At 37.5% G+C, this 20,098-nt stretch carries 17 protein-coding genes; 12 read left to right on the plus strand and 5 right to left on the minus strand.

The genetic code is table 11. The features are described 5' to 3' along the window. Positions 1–108: 108 nt before the first annotated feature. Both FGD67_RS13465 and FGD67_RS13470 read right to left on the minus strand, forming a co-directional pair. Positions 109–939 (minus strand): S1 RNA-binding domain-containing protein, encoded by an 831-nt coding sequence (locus tag FGD67_RS13465; protein WP_257171651.1) that lies wholly within the window; start codon positions 937–939, stop codon positions 109–111. Between the two features lie 66 nt (positions 940–1,005). Next, positions 1,006–1,467: a TerB family tellurite resistance protein gene (locus FGD67_RS13470; RefSeq protein WP_257171652.1), complete on the minus strand. Its 462-nt coding sequence runs from the start codon at positions 1,465–1,467 to the stop codon at positions 1,006–1,008. Between the two features lie 525 nt (positions 1,468–1,992). Between FGD67_RS13470 and FGD67_RS13475 the strand changes: the two genes are divergently transcribed. Together FGD67_RS13475 and FGD67_RS13480 are read left to right on the plus strand one after the other, a co-directional pair. Then, the gene (locus FGD67_RS13475; RefSeq protein ID WP_257171653.1) at positions 1,993–3,210 is read left to right on the plus strand and encodes an efflux RND transporter periplasmic adaptor subunit; all 1,218 of its coding nucleotides are present in this window, start codon (positions 1,993–1,995) and stop codon (positions 3,208–3,210) included. Positions 3,211–3,212: 2 nt separating this feature from the next. Further along, on the plus strand, positions 3,213–6,413 hold the full coding sequence (locus FGD67_RS13480; RefSeq protein ID WP_257171654.1) for an efflux RND transporter permease subunit: 3,201 nt from the start codon (positions 3,213–3,215) through the stop codon (positions 6,411–6,413). A 157-nt stretch (positions 6,414–6,570) separates the two neighbouring features. On the opposite strand, the gene FGD67_RS13485 is transcribed toward FGD67_RS13480, so the two are convergent. Continuing rightward, positions 6,571–7,410: an isopenicillin N synthase family oxygenase gene (locus FGD67_RS13485; protein WP_257171655.1), complete on the minus strand. Its 840-nt coding sequence runs from the start codon at positions 7,408–7,410 to the stop codon at positions 6,571–6,573. Between the two features lie 207 nt (positions 7,411–7,617). On the opposite strand from FGD67_RS13485, the gene FGD67_RS13490 reads away from it, so the two are divergent. The 8 genes from FGD67_RS13490 (at position 7,618) to FGD67_RS13525 (ending at position 17,224) form a co-directional block, all read left to right on the plus strand. Next, positions 7,618–7,836, plus strand: a complete 219-nt coding sequence (locus tag FGD67_RS13490; protein ID WP_257171656.1) for a hypothetical protein — start codon at positions 7,618–7,620, stop codon at positions 7,834–7,836. A 195-nt stretch (positions 7,837–8,031) separates the two neighbouring features. Beyond that, positions 8,032–8,301 carry a hypothetical protein gene (locus FGD67_RS13495; protein WP_257171657.1) on the plus strand — a complete coding sequence of 90 codons (270 nt, stop codon included), beginning with the start codon at positions 8,032–8,034 and terminating at the stop codon, positions 8,299–8,301. Between the two features lie 119 nt (positions 8,302–8,420). Continuing rightward, positions 8,421–10,979 (plus strand): EAL domain-containing protein, encoded by a 2,559-nt coding sequence (locus FGD67_RS13500; RefSeq protein WP_257171658.1) that lies wholly within the window; start codon positions 8,421–8,423, stop codon positions 10,977–10,979. Between the two features lie 310 nt (positions 10,980–11,289). Continuing rightward, positions 11,290–11,769 (plus strand): winged helix-turn-helix transcriptional regulator, encoded by a 480-nt coding sequence (locus FGD67_RS13505; RefSeq protein WP_257171659.1) that lies wholly within the window; start codon positions 11,290–11,292, stop codon positions 11,767–11,769. 242 nt (positions 11,770–12,011) lie between these two features. Beyond that, positions 12,012–13,709, plus strand: coding sequence for a M28 family metallopeptidase (locus tag FGD67_RS13510; RefSeq protein ID WP_257171660.1), 1,698 nt, complete (start codon positions 12,012–12,014; stop codon positions 13,707–13,709). 51 nt (positions 13,710–13,760) lie between these two features. After that, positions 13,761–14,600 carry an HDOD domain-containing protein gene (locus tag FGD67_RS13515; RefSeq protein WP_257171661.1) on the plus strand — a complete coding sequence of 280 codons (840 nt, stop codon included), beginning with the start codon at positions 13,761–13,763 and terminating at the stop codon, positions 14,598–14,600. Positions 14,601–14,787: 187 nt separating this feature from the next. After that, a complete protein-coding gene (locus FGD67_RS13520) occupies positions 14,788–16,212 on the plus strand; it encodes a sodium-dependent transporter (RefSeq protein ID WP_257175119.1) in 1,425 nt (474 codons plus the stop codon). Between the two features lie 112 nt (positions 16,213–16,324). Continuing rightward, positions 16,325–17,224: a class I SAM-dependent methyltransferase gene (locus FGD67_RS13525; protein ID WP_257171662.1), complete on the plus strand. Its 900-nt coding sequence runs from the start codon at positions 16,325–16,327 to the stop codon at positions 17,222–17,224. 93 nt (positions 17,225–17,317) lie between these two features. Here the strand turns inward: FGD67_RS13525 and FGD67_RS13530 are convergent, their stop codons facing one another. Further along, positions 17,318–17,932: a LysE family translocator gene (locus FGD67_RS13530; protein ID WP_257171663.1), complete on the minus strand. Its 615-nt coding sequence runs from the start codon at positions 17,930–17,932 to the stop codon at positions 17,318–17,320. Between the two features lie 26 nt (positions 17,933–17,958). Beyond that, positions 17,959–18,834, minus strand: a complete 876-nt coding sequence (locus FGD67_RS13535) for a DNA ligase (protein ID WP_257171664.1) — start codon at positions 18,832–18,834, stop codon at positions 17,959–17,961. Positions 18,835–19,083: 249 nt separating this feature from the next. On the opposite strand from FGD67_RS13535, the gene FGD67_RS13540 reads away from it, so the two are divergent. Together FGD67_RS13540 and FGD67_RS13545 are read left to right on the plus strand one after the other, a co-directional pair. Next, positions 19,084–19,593, plus strand: coding sequence for a hypothetical protein (locus tag FGD67_RS13540; RefSeq protein ID WP_257171665.1), 510 nt, complete (start codon positions 19,084–19,086; stop codon positions 19,591–19,593). A 159-nt stretch (positions 19,594–19,752) separates the two neighbouring features. Beyond that, on the plus strand, positions 19,753–20,007 hold the full coding sequence (locus tag FGD67_RS13545; RefSeq protein WP_257171666.1) for a PGPGW domain-containing protein: 255 nt from the start codon (positions 19,753–19,755) through the stop codon (positions 20,005–20,007). Positions 20,008–20,098: the final 91 nt, after the last annotated feature.

Raw genomic sequence — 20,098 nt, forward strand, 5'->3', positions numbered from 1 at the left:
CATAAAAAAAAGCCCGTATGGGCTTTTTTTTATGGCTGAAATAGTTTGATGATCAAGTAGTTAAAGTAGCTAGGTTTTAATATAACTTAAATGCTAAATTGGGTAAAACTACTTTAAGCGAATACCATTAGACTCAATGGTGATTTTGCCGTTTTTCATTAAGTTGCCTACTGTTGCTTTAAAGGTTTTTTTACTAACCCCTAAAATACGTTTGATCAATTCAGGATCACTCTTGTCATGCAACGGACTAAAACCATCATTCTCGGCGATATGTGCTAATAATTTATCACTAAAGTCTTTAACTTTACCTTCACCTGGACGGGTTAATGATAAATCAATACGACCATCTTCGCGTACTTGCTTGATATAACCGGTTATTTTTTTACCGGTACGTAGTGGTTTAAATATCTCGTTATCGTAAAGCAAACCCCAATGTAGATCATTGATAATAGCTTTAAAGCCTAAGTCTGTTTTAGTGGCGATGGTTAACTTTACCTTATCCCACTTTTGATATTCTGCCGGCCAAATGTCGATAAATTTATCAAGCTTACTTGAAGCAACTAAACGGTCGGTTTTTAAATCGAGAAAGACTCTGACCAAATAATACTTACCAACTTCCATTTCGCTGTGCTGTTGGTTATAAGGCACGAGCAAATCTTTTGGTAAACCCCAATCAAGAAAGGCGCCCATTTTATTTACTTGGCTGACTTTTAATGAGGCAAATTGATCTACTTCCGCTAAGGGCTTTTCAGTTGTTGCCACAATGCGATCGGCGGTATCTGCATAGATAAAAACCTTAACTTCACTACCCGGTTGACAGTTTTCTGGTACAAAACGATTAGGTAATAGAATTTCTCCTAATTCATTTGCATCTAAATAGGCGCCATTATCAGTAATTGCTACTACAGGAAGGGTGTTATATTTGCCAATGCTTGCCATGTGGATTCTTGCGGTCAGTTAACTTACGGCTATAATAACCGATCCGGTGCTAAGTTAACTATCATTTTATCTACGAGGATTATTTTTTGTTTGGCAATGCAATTTAGTTTGAATGTATTCGCTGTGTCGTAAATGTAATAAATCTGATATTTTGCGAATGATATGCTCTTCAATACTGGCAAGTTCGCCATCGGCGTACGCGACTTTCCATAGTAACTCAAGCATAGTTATCCGCTGCTCTGTACTGTAATTTTCATTGATTTTTGAAGTAAATTGATAAAAGTCAGTGGCATTTTCGCATAAGGCCAAAGAGTGCTTGATGATGTCTTGTACTTCCTCATTAGAAAGCTGAAATTGCTCAGAAATAATATCAGTTAATTTTTTCTGTTCAGCATCATCTAATTGCCCGTCAGCAAGCATGACTTCGCATAATAAAACGCTACAGGCGATCTCTAAACTGATTTCATTGCTCTGTTGCTGGCCTTCTTCACCTAATGATTGAAAAAATGCATTAATTTTTGACAACATAAATTTATCCTCGATTGATAGGTTTAATACTAAAGTATTCATTTTTAGGTACAAGTACTTATTTATAACAAATTGTAACTACGGCTAAATGTTTAACTGAACTTATTGGCTTTGACTGGGCTTATTTTTATTTATCCAGGGTTATACGGGTGAAGTCTTGATTTTTTATCTGATGATCTTTTATGGCGTTCTACCGTATTGCGACTATCTCTTTAGTTACTATTTTACTGTTGGTGATATCGACGAAATAGTTTTATAAAAGTTTGATTATTTAGTGAAAAAAACCAATTAGTTATAATGTCAGATTAATTTTATCATCTGATTGTTTTTATTTTTTCAAGTTAAAATAATTTAACTTGTTGTTATTTATGTTTTTTTAAATAATTTATAAGCTGACTTTAAAAACGGCGCGAATTTTGTAACAAGCATTTACAACTTTGTTAGTTTTTGTAGCCAGAGATTTAGGTATCCTAGCTGCAATTAAACTAATAATTACAAAAAATTAGATTTTATGAGGACGTCACAGTGACACGGAAAAAACAGATATTCATACCTTTTGTTATCTTAATCGCAGGTATTTTAATTTTTGTTCTCTTTTCAAGCATGAAAAAACCGCCTGAAGAGAAAGAAGAAGTTGATAATACACCTATCGTTGCTGTTGAGCCGATATATTTAGCACAGCTGACCTTACAAGTTGATTCATACGGGGTAGTTGAACCTAAATATGAAACTGAATTAGTGGCACAAATCAGTGGCCAAATTGTCGAATTATCAGAGACCTTTGTTCGTGGTGGTTTTGTTAAACAAGGGCAGTTATTAGCACGTATTGACCCTAATGACTATCAAGCTGCTCTGATTGACGCTGAAGCAACAATGGCATCAGCACGTGCGTCTTTGGAAACTGAGCGTGCTCAAGGTCAGGTAGCTGAACAAGAATGGAAACGTATTACTGATACATCACCAACAGAATTAAGTTTACGTAAACCACAGCTAGCGCAAGAAATTGCACGAGTAAAGTCGGCACAAGCATCGATATTAAGAGCGAAGCGTAACTTAGAAAGAACGGAAATTAGAGCGCCTTACGACGCAATGATTGACAGCCGTAATGTGGGTTTAGGCTCGTTCGTTGGTACTGGCAGCATGGTAGGTAAATTACTAGGTACAGCGACTGCTGAGGTACGATTACCTGTGGCTGATAATCAATTAGAGTTCTTAATTGATCAAGGTAAAAATGCTCAGGTTAATTTAATGGGTACCTTTGCTGGTCGTGAAATCATATGGCCAGCTAAAATAGCTCGTAGTGAAGGTGTCATAGACAATAAAAGCCGTATGAGCTATTTGGTTGCTGAAATTCATGATCCATATGCTTTAACTGATAATAATCGTGACACGCCGGTACGTTTTGGTTCTTATGTGAAGGCTAAAATTTTAGGGTTAGAAGTTGCGCAAGCCACCAGTGTTCCTCGCTATTTAGTGGAAAATAATCGTGTTGCCATTTTAGATAGTGAATCTAAATTGCATTATTCAGAAATTAGCATTGTTCGACAAGATGGTCGCAATGTTATTGTTTCAAGTGGTTTGTTTGAAGGTGATAAATTGATTGTGTCGGCACTTGATTACCCAATTGATGGAATGAAACTGGCTTTAATTGATGATAAGCCGAAAGAAAACATAGAAAAACAAGTCGATAACGAAGAAGACAATTCACAGGTAGCATTAAATGATAGTGATTCAGGGGAATAATCATGACAACAGCTACAGCTAAAAAAAGCCCTGAAATTGATCATACTATTGATACCAATACCGGCTTAATTGCTTGGTTTGCCCGTAATAGTGTTGCGGCTAACTTGCTAATGATTTTTATTTTGGTCGGTGGTTTTTTTACCATTCAAACCATTAATAAACAAATGTTTCCGCAAGTTAAGATCAATTGGATTTCTTATGCTGCTCCATATCCAGGTGCGGCACCACAAGAAGTTGAAGAAGGTATTACCATAAAAATTGAAGAGGCACTGGAGACTGTTCAGGGCCTTAAGCGTGTTATCACCTATTCAAATCGTAATTTCTCTAATGGCTGGTTTGAAGTTGAGTTAGATTACGATCCGCAAGTGGTGTTAGAAGAGGTTAAATCTGCTATCGATTCCATTTCCAGTTTTCCTGACGGTATGGAACGGATAAAAGTGGAGCGTGAAAAATTTCGTCAAGAGGTCATGTACTTAAGTTTATATGGTGATTTAACTAACGGTGAGCTCAAAGAGCTTGGCCGTAAAATTCACAATGAAATTCAGCAACTACCGACGATTAATATTTCTGATTTATTCAGCGGCTTAGATTATGAAATATCGATTGAGGTCAGCAAAGATAAACTTAGAGAGTACGGTTTAAGCTTCAATGACATTGCTAATGCAGTGCGCAGCTATTCTCGCAATATGTCAGCGGGACAAATTCGCGCAGAAAATGGCTACATTAACCTACGGGTAGAAAATCAAGCATATCGAGGACATGAATTCGAACAAATTCCGGTATTAACTTTAGCTGATGGTACCCGAGTGGTTCTAGGTGAAATTGCGACCATTATTGATGGCTTTGAAGAAGGCCTGCAATATTCAAAGTTTAATGGACAAAATTCTGTCACTTTGTTTATTGGCGCAGCGGATAATCAAAGTATTACCGGCATTGCTAACGTAATAAAAAAATACGTTGATGATAAAGCGGCTGTTTTACCACCAGGGGTTAAATTAGAGACTTGGGTTGATATGACCTATTACCTAGACGGTCGCTTAGACATGATGATAGATAACATGAAAAGTGGAGCGGTACTGGTATTTTTAATGCTTGCGCTATTTTTACGAGTTCGTTTAGCTTTTTGGGTGATGATGGGCTTGCCAGTGTGTTTTTTAGGTACCTTACTGGTTATGCCGCTGGAATTTGTCAATGTCACTATCAATGTCATTAGCTTATTCGCCTTTATTTTAGTATTAGGTATTGTTGTTGATGATGCGATTGTCATGGGTGAAAGTGCGCACGAAGAAATCGAGGAGCATGGTCACAGTACCGACAATGTTATTCGCGGTGTTAAACGTGTGGCTATGCCAGCAACCTTCGGTGTCTTAACTACAATTGCGGTATTCTTGCCCTTTCTGTTTGGTGAAGGTCCTTCATCTGCATTTGGCAAAGCGATCGGCTCTGTGGTCATTCTGTGTTTAATCTTTTCTTTGATTGAATCTAAACTGATTTTGCCAGCGCATTTAGTGAAAATGAAAATTAAAGCCTTTAACCCTAAGAACCCAGTCGATAGGTTGCGCTTGTGGGTGGACACGAAATTGAAAGCGTTTATTGAAAATGTTTATAGTCCATCTTTAGCATTATTTGTTCAATATCGTTATGCGGTTTTAATGTTCTTTATTAGCTTAATGCTGATCAGTGCCGGCTTATTTAGCGGTGGCTTTGTACGCTTTGTTGGTCAACCTAAAATACCTCATGATTTTCCGCGTGTGAGTGTTGAAATGAATGTTGATGCGTCAGAAAAAGCCACGTTGGAAACTTTACTCAATATTCAGGGAATTATAAATCGTATTGATAAAGAGATCGAAGCAGAATACGGCAATTCAATGATTTCTGATATGCAGGTTGATTTACGTAGCAGAACCAGTGGCCAACTTATGGTGAAACTTGTCATACCTGAACTACGTCCAATTAACACTTTTGAACTCGCTGACTTATGGCGTGCGGCTATCCCTAACTATCCTGGCGTTAAATCATTTACCATCGGTGATAACTTATTTGGTGGTGGCAGAGATGATGGCGATATTGCTTTTAGATTAGAAAGTAAAAATGATGCTGAATTGCTTGCTGCAGCAAAAGAGTTAAAAGCTAAGCTTAATTCTCTTAAAGGTATTGGTGATGTCAATGACAGCCGTCAAACCAGTGCTAAAGAGGTACAATTTGAATTGAAGCCATTAGCTTATAGCTTGAACTTAACGCTTGCTGAAATTGCTTCTCAGGTAAGTTATAGCTTTTATGGTTTAGAAGCTCAGCGTATTTTACGCGATAGTGAAGAAGTAAAGGTGATGGTACGTTATCCACTTGCCCAGCGTAGTTCAATTGGTCATGTTGATGATGTCATGATCCAAGCCCCAAATGGTGCTGAGTTACCTTTATCTGAATTGGCGGTTATTACGCTACAAGATGGGGTAACACGTATACGCCGTGAAAATGGTAATCGGACGATCAATGTTTGGGCTAGTGTCGATGCCGAGCAAGTTGAGCCGTTTAAAGTGGCTAATGATATTCGCGATAATTTTATACCAGAATTAATAAAAAAGTATCCACAAGTTAAAAGCGAAGTCACCGGTAGTATCCAAGAAGAAATGGAAGGTGCTGATAGCCAACTACGAGATTTTATTATCTCGTCATTGATTATCTTTTCATTGCTAGCGATACCACTGAAATCATACGCACAAGCAACCATGATTATGGTGGTTATTCCATTTGGTATTATTGGCGCAGTACTGGGTCACTTCATGCTTGGTATGGATTTAAGTGCCTTATCTGTTATGGGGATATTAGCGGCTGCCGGTGTGGTGGTGAATGATTCCTTAGTGATGGTGGATTATGTTAACAATGCCAGAAAACGTGGCGTACATTTAAAAGATGCGGTAATGCATGCTGGTACTAAGCGTTTTAGAGCAATATTGTTAACTTCGATAACCACGTTTATTGGTTTAGTACCCATTATCTTTTTTGAGGTCAGCGCACAAGCACAAATTGTTATTCCAATGGCTGTGTCGTTAGCTTTTGGTGTGCTATTTGCTACGATAGTAACGTTGGTACTCATCCCTTGTCTTTATTTGATCATTGAAGATTTGAGAGTGATGTTTAGGCGTAAGAAAAAAGTAGCAACAGATGATTCAGCTGCTTTAGATAGCCTTAAGAGTGGGGCTTAACGGTAACTCAATAACCAGAATATAAGTTAACGTTCAACATTAAAAAGCCATCACAATGTGATGGCTTTTTATTGAATAAATCCACGGCTATTTAACTTCGGTTAGATTTAATGACCGTCATAGTACATTGATAGATAAAGCACTATTAGGATTGGGATTATTTAACACCAAGCTCTCTTAAGCGTTCTAATAAATAGCTTGCTTGGGTATGATTTTTGGAAAGTACGACTTCACTACGAGGATGTAAAAATAATGGTAAAGAGATGCGTGATCTACCCGAGTTTTCACCTGTTGGATTAATGACTCTATGGCTGGTTGAAGGAAAGTAGCCTTGCGACGCCTCTTGTAACATGTCACCAATGTTAACAATTAAATGGCCGAAGTCACCGGGAACATCTAACCATTCACCATCTTGAGCTTGTACCTGTAAGCCAGGCTCGTTCGCTGCCGGTAAAATGGTCAATAAGTTGATGTCTTCATGGGCTGCAGCACGAATGGCTCCTGGCTCTTCTGTACCATTGAATGGCGGGTAATGAAGAATACGCAATAAAGTATTCGGTGTATCCATGATCATATTTGATAGCGACTCTGAATAATGAGCTGACACATCGGCAGGACTATATTTTTCAACCCAATCAAGCAATTCACTGGCAAGATCAGAAGCCATTTTATAATAATTAAGAATATCTTCTGCCAAGTGCTGTGGAATACGACCCCAAGGGTAAACATGATAATATTCTTTGATATCTTTTTTACTATGGCCTTTAGCCGTTTCAGAAATTTCTGGCGCAAAATAGCCGTCTTGTTTTTCAGGATCAAAGGCAAACGCTTGTTTCTCATCTTCAGTAAAAAACGTATACCAATCTTGATATATTTTTTCTACTAATGTTTGTTGAATTGGATGGTTAGTTAATACGCCAAAACCCGTGTTACGTAAACTCTCGACAAACTTTTGTGCGGCATCGTTAGCCTGATAATCAACCACTTGTACTTGCATAATTGTCCTCTAATACAATAATCTTAATGCTTAATCTTTATTTTTAAGTATTATATACCCAAAACAAAAGGAAGTGGGGTAATTCATTGCCCCTGACAATAACACTAATAAACAGAAAACTAATACCAAACCTATTAAGTTTGTTCTCTCTCAGCGCTTACCAGCGGTTTGAGAACAACGATCATTTTTTGAATATAGTTATTCTATATGAAAGAAATTATCAGCGGTTATCGAATTGCTGGCAAGTTCCCGAAGGGGAATTTTAAAAGGCTTATCATCGGTGTTATAGATTTTGACCAAGGTAATAACCATTATCTTCAAGCAATGCCTTGCCTGCATGGATGTAGGTACTTAGGTTCAGTCTGGAACTGTGAACCTGTGCCGCTAAGCTTTTTAAATTTCACTGAGTGGGAAGAAACTTATTAGAATTGGTATACTAGTGTGTTGTAATTCAATGAAAATACAGTTTAGGGTATTTTCCAATTTATACCAATACAGTCAATTTTTTTGCCGATAAATTTACAATGAGATGATCTGGAATTAAGTAAAACCTAGCTTAGATCAAGTAGAATTAATTTTATATAGCATATAAAGAGAAGTAACATGATAAAGCAGTTTGTAATGATAGTTTTCGGGATATTAGTTTTCTCGGCATGTAGTTCCAATAATAACAGTTGTGAAGATGTAACATTAGCGTCAGAACAAGTACAACAATGTCAGTCGTTACACAAACAAATAATTAATGCTAAAAATAAGCCTTTGATGCGTACTGAGCTAGAACGAAGATATCAACAAGATTGTATTGATATTCGTTACTATCGTGATGACAAGCAAGCAGGGGTTTGTGGTAATAAGGCCGCAGTTGCAGAAGCGCAAAAACTTAAAAAATAACCTAAGAATTTTGCCTGTAAATGTTACTGATTTTTGTTATTTTAATTTGCCTTTAATAAGGCAGTAAACAGATAACTGATCCGATTCATAAAATTTAAATGTGTAGTATGGTGGAAAAGTTGACAGATTTATTAGAACCCTTAGCTAATTCGAATGCAGATTTGACAACAGAACCTATCGTTTTATTGAATAAATACCAGAAACTGCAAGACCGCTATACGGCTTTATTTAAGCTTAACCAACTTTCAATAGATTGCGCTAACCTAAATACTTTTTTCGAACAAGTACATCGCTCTATTGCCTCAGTAATGAGCGCTAATAATTTTTATATCGTGCTCTATGATCAAACATTATCAACCTTGGATTTGACTTATCACGTTGATGAAAAAGATGAAATGGAAAAGCGTATTTATTCGCTCAATGATTTCAGTGGCTCAATGACAAATTATGTTATTGAAACTGGTAAGACTTTATTGGCGACACCTGAAGTTATTGCACAATTAGAACAAGAGGAAAAAATTAAGGCTGTTGGGGCTGCAAGTATTGATTGGCTTGGTGTACCCCTGATACATGATGGCTTTGTTATCGGGGTGATGGCGGTACAAAGTTACTCTGCCGAGACCCGTTATCAAGAATCTGAACGTGATTTACTCGAGTTTACTGCGCAACATATTGTAACCGCATTGACACGATTACAAGATCGAGGACGTTTACAAGCAGCCGTCGACGCAAGAACACGAGAGTTGATGCAACAAATTCGTGACCGTGAAAAGGCTGAATTGTTACAAGAATCATTGTATCGAATTTCTGAGTTGACCAATGATCCTGATCTAGATATTGATAAGTTTTATGGCATGGTTCATAACATTGTCGGCCAGTTAATCAATGCTGAGAACTTTTACATTGCTAAATATAACCCTAGTAATGAAGAGCTGTTTTTTGCCTATGTTCAAGATCAACAAGCAAATGATGAAACATTTTATCAGCCAAGAAAACTGTCGAATCGTTTTACTGAATTAGTACTTAGAAGTGGCGAAACCGTGTTGCTTGATCAACAAAGCATGCTGACTTTGCATCAACAAGGAAAAACCATTAAGCCTGAGCCTGAAGTTGTGTCCTGGCTTGGTGTGCCCCTAATTGATTCTGGTGACGTTATTGGTGCTATGGTTTTACAAAGTTATCAGCAATCAACACGCTTTACCGAGCAAGATGCTGAGTTATTGCGTTTTGTCTCACGGCATGTCGCATCCGCGATGCAACGTCGTGAAATTGCAGATTACAAACGCAAAGCTCATGAATTACTCGAGCACCAAGTCAAATTACGAACAATGGCGTTAGAAGATGAAATAAAACAGCGTAAAACTGCGGAAGAAAAACTTAAACATGCCGCATCACATGATATTTTAACCGGCTTACCTAATCGAGCGGTTTTCCTTGATTTATTAAATAACGCTATCGCTCGTAATAAGCGCCGACCTGCATTTAAATTTGCCGTTTTGTTTCTTGATTTAGACCGTTTTAAAGTTGTCAATGATAGTCTTGGCCATCACGCTGGCGATAAGCTGTTGAAAAAAATTGCTACAGCACTGATTGATGTGGTTCGAGATACGGATACCGTCGCACGTTTAGGAGGTGATGAATTTGTTATCTTGGTTGAAGATCTTGAGAGTGATGATGTTGCATACGATATTGCTAACAGAATAACTGAGTTATTATCTGCCCCTTTTAATATTGAAAACCAGTCGGTATTTATTGGCACCAGTATCGGCGTGTTATTTAATAATGAGCGTTATGGTAGTGCTGATAATATGCTCAGAGATGCCGATATCGCCATGTACCACGCGAAAGATAAAGGTAAAGGACGCTACGAAGTTTTTGACTCGAGTATGCATAAAAAAGTGCAAAATGCTTTATCGTTAGAAGTGGATATTCGAGAAGCTATTGCTAATCAAGAGTTTGTGCCTTATTTTCAGCCAATAGTTCAAATGACTGACGGTAAAATTATTGGTTTTGAAGCCTTGGCAAGGTGGCCGAGTGAAAAGCGTGGTTTTGTTTTCCCTAATGATTTCATTCCATTGGCAGAAGAAACTAATTTAGTGATGGAGATTGATCTACAAATCTTAGAAAAATCATGTCGACAGCTTAAGCTTTGGCAGCAACGCCTCGGTTTAGAGCACCTTTATGTGAGTTGCAATTTTTATTGTAATCACTTTTTTAGTGTTAGTTTACCGCAAGATATCCAAGCTATTATTGATAAAACAGGTGTAAAACCGCACCAAGTACGTGTTGAGTTGACTGAGCGTGCGTTATTAGAAAATAATGATCTGGTATTGAAAAATATGTATGCCTTGAAAAAAATGGGCGTAAAAATATTACTTGATGACTTTGGCACCGGTTATTCGAGTTTAAGCTATTTACATCGCTTTCCCATGGATGTGTTAAAAATTGATCGTTCTTTTATTGAAAATGTTCATGAACGTGGCAACCATCAAGCAATAATTAAAACCATTATTGATTTAGCCGCTAACTTAAATATGGCCACAATAGGCGAAGGCATTGAGAATGTTGCCGATGCGGAACTCTTAAGAAAAATGGGTTGTATTTATGGTCAAGGTTTTTACTACTTTAAGCCTTTACCTGCGGATGATATTGAATGCTTTTTACTGAGCAAATGTTGACAGATAAGTTATTTTCTTTTTGCTTGCTCAGAGCAGGCGTCAAAAGATAGTCATGACTTTAAGTTTTAGGCACTTCTTAATACCAAACCTATTAGACTTGGTATAATCTCACTCATATAGCCTTAAGTGGTCACTTCTTTCGATACAATGCTATTAGTCATCGGTAAACCTAAAAAATCACAGCTTTGAAAAATTAATAATGCTCAAGGTTTTCTGACTGAAATCGGCTAACGAATATGTTGGCGTTTCGAGATTTTTTGCGGTAATTTATTCCGCTAATAAAGCCATTAACTTTAAAGCTGACTGACAGATGACAAGTAGCAAACCCAAGGTCTTAGATCGTATTGATTTAACTATTTTAGATGTTTTACAAAAAAATGGTCGCATTTCAAATAGTACTTTAGCACAGCGTGTTAATTTAAGTGCTAGTCCTTGTTTAGAGCGAGTAAAACGTCTCGAGCATGAAGGGTATATTGAATCTTATGGGGCTTTTTTAAATGCCAGTAAATTAAAGTACGGTATGACAGCATTTATTCAAGTGACGCTTGATCGCACTACCGCTGATATTTTCAATAAGTTTCGTAGTGAAGTTATTGAAATTAAAGAGGTCGCAGAATGTCATATGGTTGCAGGAGGCTTTGATTACTTAGTGAAGGTATGCTTCGAAGACATGGCAGCATATCGTGCATTATTAGGTGCAATTGTGGAGTTATCTGGTGTTTCCCAAACACATACTTACATCGTTACTGAACATGTTAAACGACACTCTGGTGTCCCCATTTTTGATTGAAAATAGCGCAATGCAAAGTTATAACAACACTATCTGTAGATAGCCTAATTTGCTTTTTCTACCCAGTGCTAGTTTTTTCAGATAACACTCGATATAGTGTTTTAATACTTTCTGGCTATTGCCATTGAGTGATATCAAAGGCTAGCACTTGCTTATAAAAATAAATAATAATACTCAATGACTCCTGGATACGCCATTTGCGAGTAATTCAAGCATCAATGAGCATAAGTTAACGAGAAACTATGAAGTATATAATCCCGTCGAAAAAAAACAGCACAGTTAGTTTAATAGGCCTATTGGCTATAGCGCTATTGGCTTGCAATAAATCTCCAGCGCCAGTGACACAAGTGGCCAATGAAGAAGTGCCTCATCAAGTTAATGCCGATAACATAAAAGCACATGTTGAATTTCTTGCTGATGACACCTTGCAGGGCCGAGATACTGGTAGTCATGGCTATCAAATAGCGGCTAACTATGTGAAATCTTACTTTAAACAACTGGGTTTAACGCCAAAGGGTACAAGCATTGTGGGTCAGGAGCGTGGTTTTGAACAGCAAGTACGCTTTCGTAAAAGTTACCTTATTGATGGCTCTGCTCGCGCTATTATTCATGGTTTAAAAGGTGATATCGAACTTGAGCATGCAACAGAGTTTTTGACTTCTGGTTCGAGTTTACAAAATGATAGCGCTATTACGGCTTCAACCGTATTTGTTGGCTACGGGGTCGTATCGCCAGAGTTTGGCTACAATGATTATGACAATATTGATGTTAAAGGTAAAATTGTTGTGGCTTTAACCGGTAGGCCTGATGACTTACCGTCAGAAGAAGGCGCGCATATTGGTGCAAGTGCAGAAAAGAGCCGTCACGCTGCAGAACATGGTGCGATAGGTTTTATCACGCTACATACGCCTAAGCGGGAAAAAGTACGTAGTTTTGAAAAATCAGCACAATATGCCCAAACACCACGTTTGAGTTGGCTGACGAAAGACAATGTGCCGTTTGGTACGCAGCCGGAAATATTGGCAGGTGCCTATCTTCATCAAACTGCTGCAAAAGCTTTATTTACTGGTGCAGTAAGAACGTTAGAAGATATTTATAGCGCAGATACCAATAATAATGCGATTAAAGGTTTTGCTTTACCGTACAAAGTTACCCTGAAAAACCGCTCTCGTTATGAAGAAATCACGAGTCCGAATATTATTGCTGCGGTTGAAGGTAGTGATCAGCAGCTGAAAAATGAATATGTTGTTTTTAGTGCCCATCTTGATCACATAGGCATAAGTTCAGATGCTGGCGATGACGATACTATTAATAATGGCGCGCTAGACAATGCTTCAGGTGTTGCTATTTTACTCGAAACAGCACGTCTATTAGCCGAAATGCCAATAAAACCTAAACGTTCTGTGCTATTTGTTGTGGTGACCGGCGAGGAAAAAGGCTTGTTGGGCTCAAGTTACTTTGCTAATAATCCAACCATACCGGTCATGCAATTAGTGGCAAATGTTAATTTAGATATGCCATTAATTCTTTATCCATTTGCGGATGTTATAGCGTTTGGTTCAACGCATTCAACCATGGGAAAAATTGTTGCCACAGCGGCAAATAAAATTAACATCGAACTCAGTGAAGATCCCATGCCGGAACAAGCACTTTTTACCCGTAGTGATCACTACAGCTTTGTTAAAGCTGGTATTCCATCGGTCTTTTTAATGACCGGCTTTAAATCAACTGATGAGAGTATTGATGGTGGTGCGGTGTTTGGTGACTTCTTAAAAAATCACTATCATCAACACAGTGATGAAATTACCTTACCCATTAACTATCAGGCCGCAGCAAGCTTTGCATTGGTTAATATGATGATAGGTTTAGAAATCGCTAATCAAGTTGAGCGTCCTCAATGGCATGATGGCGATTTTTTTGCTGTTACTTTCGCACAATAATTTTAAGTAGCGTGAATTTTACATGAAATCTATATAAGGATAGTGCAACTGATGAATGCTCTTGAATATGCCATGCAAGCGAATGGCTCTTTTGCGCTACCTGATGCCTGTTTTAAAGTGAAAGCGCTAATGGAGGAGGATGACTCCACTATTGAAGATTTTGCCAATGTTATCAGTGTTGATCCATCGATGGCCTCGCGCTTATTGCAAATGGCTAATAGTGCTATTTATAGCTTTTCAGGTGAAATTGGTACTATTTCACGTGCGATTACTATTATTGGCACACAAGCCATTTACAACATGATGTTGGTGGATGTTGCGGCAACAGCATTCAAACACTTTTCAAGTCAGTCGATAGATTTGAAAAGGTTTTGGCGTATGAGTGTATTTTGTGGTTTGGCAACGAAAAATTTAGCCATTACTGCCGGCATTCGAGATATTGAGCGCTTATTTGTTGCTGGCTTATTACAAAATTTTGGTGAATTAATTGTTGCAAAAATCTCTCCTGAGTTGGCAAAAAAATGTGAGGCGTACAATGTTAATATCCTACCTTGGCAACTACAGCAACAGGTGCTCGGTTTTACTTACACTGAGGTTTCAGCAGAGCTGCTGAAAATCTGGCAAATTCCAGAAAAAATAATCTTACCTATTCGCCATTACAATAATGCTCAAAACATTGAAATTAATAAAGATGTGAAAGTTTTGTACCTTGCCTCACGATTAGCATTGGTTGAATGTCACCCCGAGACATTTAACTATGATGATAATGTTGATGCAGCACTATGTCAGTCATTACATATATCAAAAGATGACCTAGAAGATGCAGCAAATTTTGCCACAATAGAAACTGAAAATATTCTCAATATTATGAATGCAAAATTTTATGGTTAGTGTTGCTTGGCAAGTGCAATAAATATTATACACTTTGTTGGTTGTTGCTGACTTTCAAAACAAGACATTATTAACGAAGCCTGCTAGCATCGGTTGGTTGAATAAATTATATTATCTCAATAAAAATGGGCACTGTGTAGTAACAATTATAATTATTAGCCCTACAAAATTATTTCGAAGGATGTTTATGAGTACAGAGAGAGAGCATTTTAGTTCCCGTTTAGGGTTTATTTTAGCTGCAGCGGGTTCAGCAGTCGGTATTGGCAATTTGGTTGGCTTTCCGGTAAATGCAGCCAAGAATGGTGGTGGTGCATTTTTATTAATGTATGCTCTTTTTGTTTTTTTTATTTGTTTACCTGTGATGATTGCCGAAATGGCGGTTGGACGGAAAACAGAAAAAGAACCTGTTGGTGCATATAAAACCTTAAGTGGTGGAAGTCGTGCGTGGGGAGCTGCAGGCTTTCTTGGCGTGTTGACCCCTTTTATGATTGCCGTATTTTATACCGTTATAACCGTATGGATACTGGGTTATATCGTTTTAATTGTCTCGGGAAACTTAGATTTATTGGCGAATGGTGACTACTTTACACAATTTGTAAAAAATGAATATTTATTTGCCTCTTTAATTGTTGTTTCGGCAATGGTTTATTTTATTTTAGTGGCTGGTGTTAAAGAAGGTATAGAAAAGGCGGCGAAAATTTTAATGCCGGCATTGTTTATCATGCTTATTTTGATGGTGATTTATGTCTTAACACTTGAAAATGCCATGGCGGGAGTAAAGTTTTTTCTGATCCCAGATCTATCCAAGTTAACTCCCTCAATTATAAATGGAGCCTTATCTCAGGCATTTTTTTCATTATCTTTAGGCATGGGGATCTTGATCACTTATGGCTCATATATTGATAAAAAAACAGATATCGTTGGTTCTGCTAAATTTGTTGCTCTTACCGATACTGCCGTAGCTTTTACTGCTGGTTTGATGATCCTACCCGCTATTTTTTCCTTTGATCCCAATATTAACCCTGATGAACTTAGTAATAGTGGCGTAGCATTAATTTTCACCTTTCTCCCGAAAATATTTTTAGCGTTACAAGTATCTTTGGGCTATTTTGGCGCCAGTGCATTAGCTGTTTCATTCTTTTTATTAGTGTTCTTTGCTGCGATAACATCATTAGTATCTATTATTGAAGTTCCTGTTTCTTATTTGGTTTTTGAAAAATGCCAAAGTCGTAAGAAAGCATTAACAACTCTGCTGATGAGTGCAGGGATATTAACAATTTTTGCATTAGTCTCGTATGGGATGGTTGATTTTTTTAGTGATTTTATGAATTATGCAGGACAGAATAAAGCTTTCTTTGACGTAATAGTTGATGTTTTTTATGACACTATTTTACCGTTGAATGGTTTCTTATTATGTGTATTTGTCAGTTATCGTTGGAAGAAACTGCAGTTATCTGAAGAGCTAGCAATAGGGAATGATGCCTATAAAGGCTCTTGGGTCGAAAAATATATTAATTTTTCCTTAGGTACTTTTATTCCGGTGATTATATTTGGGATTTTCATTAATACGGTTGCACAAAAGTTCTTTGCTTATAATATTTTTGGTTTTTAACAGACAGCAAATAATATTATTTGCTGTTAATTAAAAACTTTAGATAACCCATAAGGCCGAATAATTTGTTATTATCCGGCCTTATTTTTTCAAGCTAAATTGGTTTAATATAATGATTGAGTTTATTCAAACAAATGACTTTCAAGAAAGCCAACGACTATTTCATGGCCGTGGTCATGCTTATGCTAATTTATCTCACGTCAATATTGATTGGTTAGAGCCGGTTATTTTGATTAGTTTATACCAAGAGGTTGAAGCAAGTTGGTTGTCAGCGTTAGTCGAACAATTACGGACATTGACCGATAAATGCCAATCAATTCAGGTGCAATATCGCTGCCGTAAATTTGCCCCTTGTGAATTACTTTGGGGCGAAGAGGTCACTCACTTATCTGCGCTAGAGCACGGTTTAAAATATCAGATCAGTTTAGGTAAAGCGCAAAACTCCGGTCTGTTTTTAGATATGCGCAATGGCCGAGAATGGGTTAAAAGCCATAGTGAAAATAAGCAGGTGTTAAATCTATTTTCTTATACCTGTGCTTTTTCTGTTGCGGCATTAGCCGGTAATGCCAGTAAAGTCGTTAATATTGATATGAGCAAAAGCTCGTTAGCAAAAGGTCGAGAAAATCATCGCTTAAACAATCAAGATTTATCGAAAGTTATCTTTGAAGGTGTCGATATTTTTAAGTCTTACGGACGCTTGAAAAAACATGGCCCCTATCAGTTATTGGTCTCTGATCCGCCGTCTTTTCAAAAAGGTAGCGTTGATATTGAAAGAGACTATAAAAAGATCATTCGTCGCTTACCTGAGCTGATGTCAGAGAATGGCGATGTTTTATTGTGCTTAAACTCTCCTGACTTGAATGAAGACTTTCTTATGGCAGAAGTGGCAAAAGAATGCCCTGATTGTGTCTTTCAATATCAAGTTAAGACACCTGAAGTATTCAAAGAAGCTCATCAAGGCAAGGGTTTAAAGTGCCTATATTTTATTTATAAACCTGAAGTTAGTTCTTAATGTATTGATTATTAATGAGGTTTGTTCGATACCGGAGTAAGTAATAAAATGTCCTTATTCCTTACTCCGGCTAATTAGTTCGAAATTTTAGCCTTAAGTCCACACTACGCGCGCAGCTAATAAAATCAAAAAACTTCCGGTGACTTTATCAACAATATGACTATTAGCTTTTAATTTATCTAAAATAGGTCCACGTGAGATGGTAAAAGCTATAATGACATACCACAACATATCAATGATCCCGACTGTTGCTGTCATGATGCCTTTTTGCTGCCATCCGGCATTAGGCTCAACAAATTGACTAAATAGTGCCAGAAAGAAAATAGCAAGTTTAGGATTGAGAAATGCAATTAAAAAGCCATCACGCCAACCGTTTATTGATGGATCTAGCGCAGTTGCTTGCTGAGAAAATTGCATGCTTTTTTGCTTGCTCATTAAAGATTTTATACCTAAATATAAAAGAAATGCCGCACCAGCGTATTTTATTGCGGTGAATAGCAGCGGCGATTGCACTATCAACAAACCAATACCTGTGGCCGTGATTGCAGCATAAAGTGCTACGCCTAGTCCATGGCTAATTGCTGTAGCATAGCCTTGCTGCACGCCACCATTTAAGGTGTTTTTAATGACTAAGGCGAGGCTAGGACCAGGAGATAGTGCCCCAAGAATACAAATAACGACTAGAGATAACCATAAATGTAATTCCATAAAATTTTACGCCTTAAGGTGTGCGACTAATGTTGGTTTTTAATTCGAAGAAAGCTGGCGAATCTTGGCACACCTCGTTGCGTTTTACCAACATATTTATAGGTTATGATGCTGCCAATTTTCGGAGGGTGATGGCGCTGTTGATCGGAAAAACCACTGCCGATTTTAAATATAATACCTTCTGGAGTTTCTACCTTAATTGCTCCTAACAAGCCTCGATATTTTCCTTTACCAGCGAGATGTGCAATAACCTTAGCTTCCGCATCTTGATACTTTTTGAGTTTTAATAAGTTTTTACTTCGGCCACTTTGATAATTAGCGGTAGCAAGATGTAGCATCAACCCTTCACCGTTCTCAGCAACTATTTTATCCAAAAGTGCATATAATTGAATATGATCTACCACCTTAAATTGTGACACTATTGCTAGATAGGGAGAATTTGTTTTGTTCAGTAATTTCCTCATAGTTTTAAGGCGATTACTGAAGTTATTCGCTTGATGAGGTAGATCGAAAACCATCAGCTTAAGGTTTTTCCAACATTGCCCATCAGTATACTTACGTCGAATACAGCTACTGATTGCTTCAAATTGTCCACGGTTACTCCATAATTCACCATCCATGGCTATTGTTGGCCAGTTTTCAATGAACCATGGCGGTGGTGATAAGACATTACCATTACGGGTTAATAGTTGTTGTCCGGTCCAGTACCCTCGAACACCATCTAATTTTTCACTTACCCAATAATCAGCAATAACGGTATTTTTTTGATATGTAGTTGCCAGTTGTAATTTTGGCTTTGATTGGAAAGCGATCTGCTCAGTGACTGGCTGCGCACCAGTGCAAGTTGATATCAGTAGCAGAAAGCTACTGTAAAGTATGTGGCTAATTGTTATTTGAAACATCCATGTTCCTCTTTTCATTGTGGTTTAATTTAGTTGTCAATCATAGAATGAGTTTTGATTGCTGTTATTATAGTTGCGGTTGTTGAGTTATGCTAAAGCTCAGTAAAGGATTTTTAATATTTATGATTTTATTTTGGCATGGCTATGAGCGTGTGGTTATAGTGACTTTTATCTCTCTTATAGAGTCGAAAACTACTTAAACTTGACTACACTTTTGTTATGGAAATGGAATTCTCTGGCTGAAGCAATATGAAACAGGTAATAATTTTTAGTTTGCTATTAATCATGCTGTTAAGTTCTTTTGAGGCGCTAGCAGGCAAAAAACACTGCCAAAGCTATCGTAAAAAACTTGATAGTATTCAGGCACAACAACGTCAAGCTAACTCAAATAAACGTAGTAAAAGTTTAGCAACTCAAGAAGCTAAAGCGCGCAACAATTGGTGGCAATGTGAAAATGGCAAACTTACGTCTAAAACCAAAAAAAAGCAACGAGTAAAACTAAAGCATACGGATCAGAAAAAAATTATTAGTGTTGGCGGCGCAAATAACAAAAAAATTGCTCCCCTTAAAGCCTTGGTGCCCTTTGCTAGCAACAGCCCCGTGGTGGTGCGATCTAAATATCAAGGTGAAAAACTACAAGCTTGGCTGAAATTTTATCAAGTAAATAAGGGCTGTCGTCAGCCGAAATCAATGTCGCAGTTTTCAGCATGCGTTGAAGATAAGCGACGCCAACAAACAGAGTTTGAAAAAAGTTACTGAACGGCTTTGCCATCTTCACTATTATTTTGTCTTTTACACCACTTAGTTATCGGTATTTAAGGGAAGTTAAAATTAGTTTGTTGATAAATAAAGATAATTATCTTTGGAATGAGTTTTGCAAATTATTGTTTACAGCAATAAAATTAGTGAAGGAAAATTATGCAAACAAATATGTTCAAAAGGCTAAAGCGTACCACACGCACTGCTTTAGGCTTTGCGTGCTTATTGATTGGCATAGTCTTTATCTTACTGCCCGGGCCGGCGGTAATATTTATCCCCCTTGGCTTAGCCTTGCTAAGTTTAGAGTATGACTGGGCGAAAGTCTGGCTGAAGAAAAGTCAGAAATATTTTCGTCAAGCTGCTGTGAAAGCTGATCAAGCCTTACACTGGTTCGGAAAAAAATTGCGTAATTAGTCGTGGTTGGCTACTTAGGGTAATTCCTAGTGATTGTTATTACCCTAAGCTAAGTTATACCAATTTTACTAAGTTTCTGAGTGGGAACAAA

Source organism: Colwellia sp. M166, assembly GCF_024585285.1.
Lineage (GTDB): Bacteria > Pseudomonadota > Gammaproteobacteria > Enterobacterales > Alteromonadaceae > Cognaticolwellia.

Coding starts and splice junctions, on each gene's coding strand:
- FGD67_RS13535 (WP_257171664.1), bottom strand. CDS start 18,834: ATGTTTCAAATAACAATTAGCCACATACTTTACAGTAGCTTTCTGCTA.
- FGD67_RS13510 (WP_257171660.1), top strand. CDS start 12,012: ATGAAGTATATAATCCCGTCGAAAAAAAACAGCACAGTTAGTTTAATA.
- FGD67_RS13470 (WP_257171652.1), bottom strand. CDS start 1,467: ATGTTGTCAAAAATTAATGCATTTTTTCAATCATTAGGTGAAGAAGGC.
- FGD67_RS13480 (WP_257171654.1), top strand. CDS start 3,213: ATGACAACAGCTACAGCTAAAAAAAGCCCTGAAATTGATCATACTATT.
- FGD67_RS13525 (WP_257171662.1), top strand. CDS start 16,325: ATGATTGAGTTTATTCAAACAAATGACTTTCAAGAAAGCCAACGACTA.
- FGD67_RS13490 (WP_257171656.1), top strand. CDS start 7,618: ATGAAAGAAATTATCAGCGGTTATCGAATTGCTGGCAAGTTCCCGAAG.
- FGD67_RS13530 (WP_257171663.1), bottom strand. CDS start 17,932: ATGGAATTACATTTATGGTTATCTCTAGTCGTTATTTGTATTCTTGGG.
- FGD67_RS13540 (WP_257171665.1), top strand. CDS start 19,084: ATGAAACAGGTAATAATTTTTAGTTTGCTATTAATCATGCTGTTAAGT.
- FGD67_RS13465 (WP_257171651.1), bottom strand. CDS start 939: ATGGCAAGCATTGGCAAATATAACACCCTTCCTGTAGTAGCAATTACT.
- FGD67_RS13485 (WP_257171655.1), bottom strand. CDS start 7,410: ATGCAAGTACAAGTGGTTGATTATCAGGCTAACGATGCCGCACAAAAG.
- FGD67_RS13515 (WP_257171661.1), top strand. CDS start 13,761: ATGAATGCTCTTGAATATGCCATGCAAGCGAATGGCTCTTTTGCGCTA.
- FGD67_RS13520 (WP_257175119.1), top strand. CDS start 14,788: ATGAGTACAGAGAGAGAGCATTTTAGTTCCCGTTTAGGGTTTATTTTA.
- FGD67_RS13545 (WP_257171666.1), top strand. CDS start 19,753: ATGCAAACAAATATGTTCAAAAGGCTAAAGCGTACCACACGCACTGCT.
- FGD67_RS13505 (WP_257171659.1), top strand. CDS start 11,290: ATGACAAGTAGCAAACCCAAGGTCTTAGATCGTATTGATTTAACTATT.
- FGD67_RS13495 (WP_257171657.1), top strand. CDS start 8,032: ATGATAGTTTTCGGGATATTAGTTTTCTCGGCATGTAGTTCCAATAAT.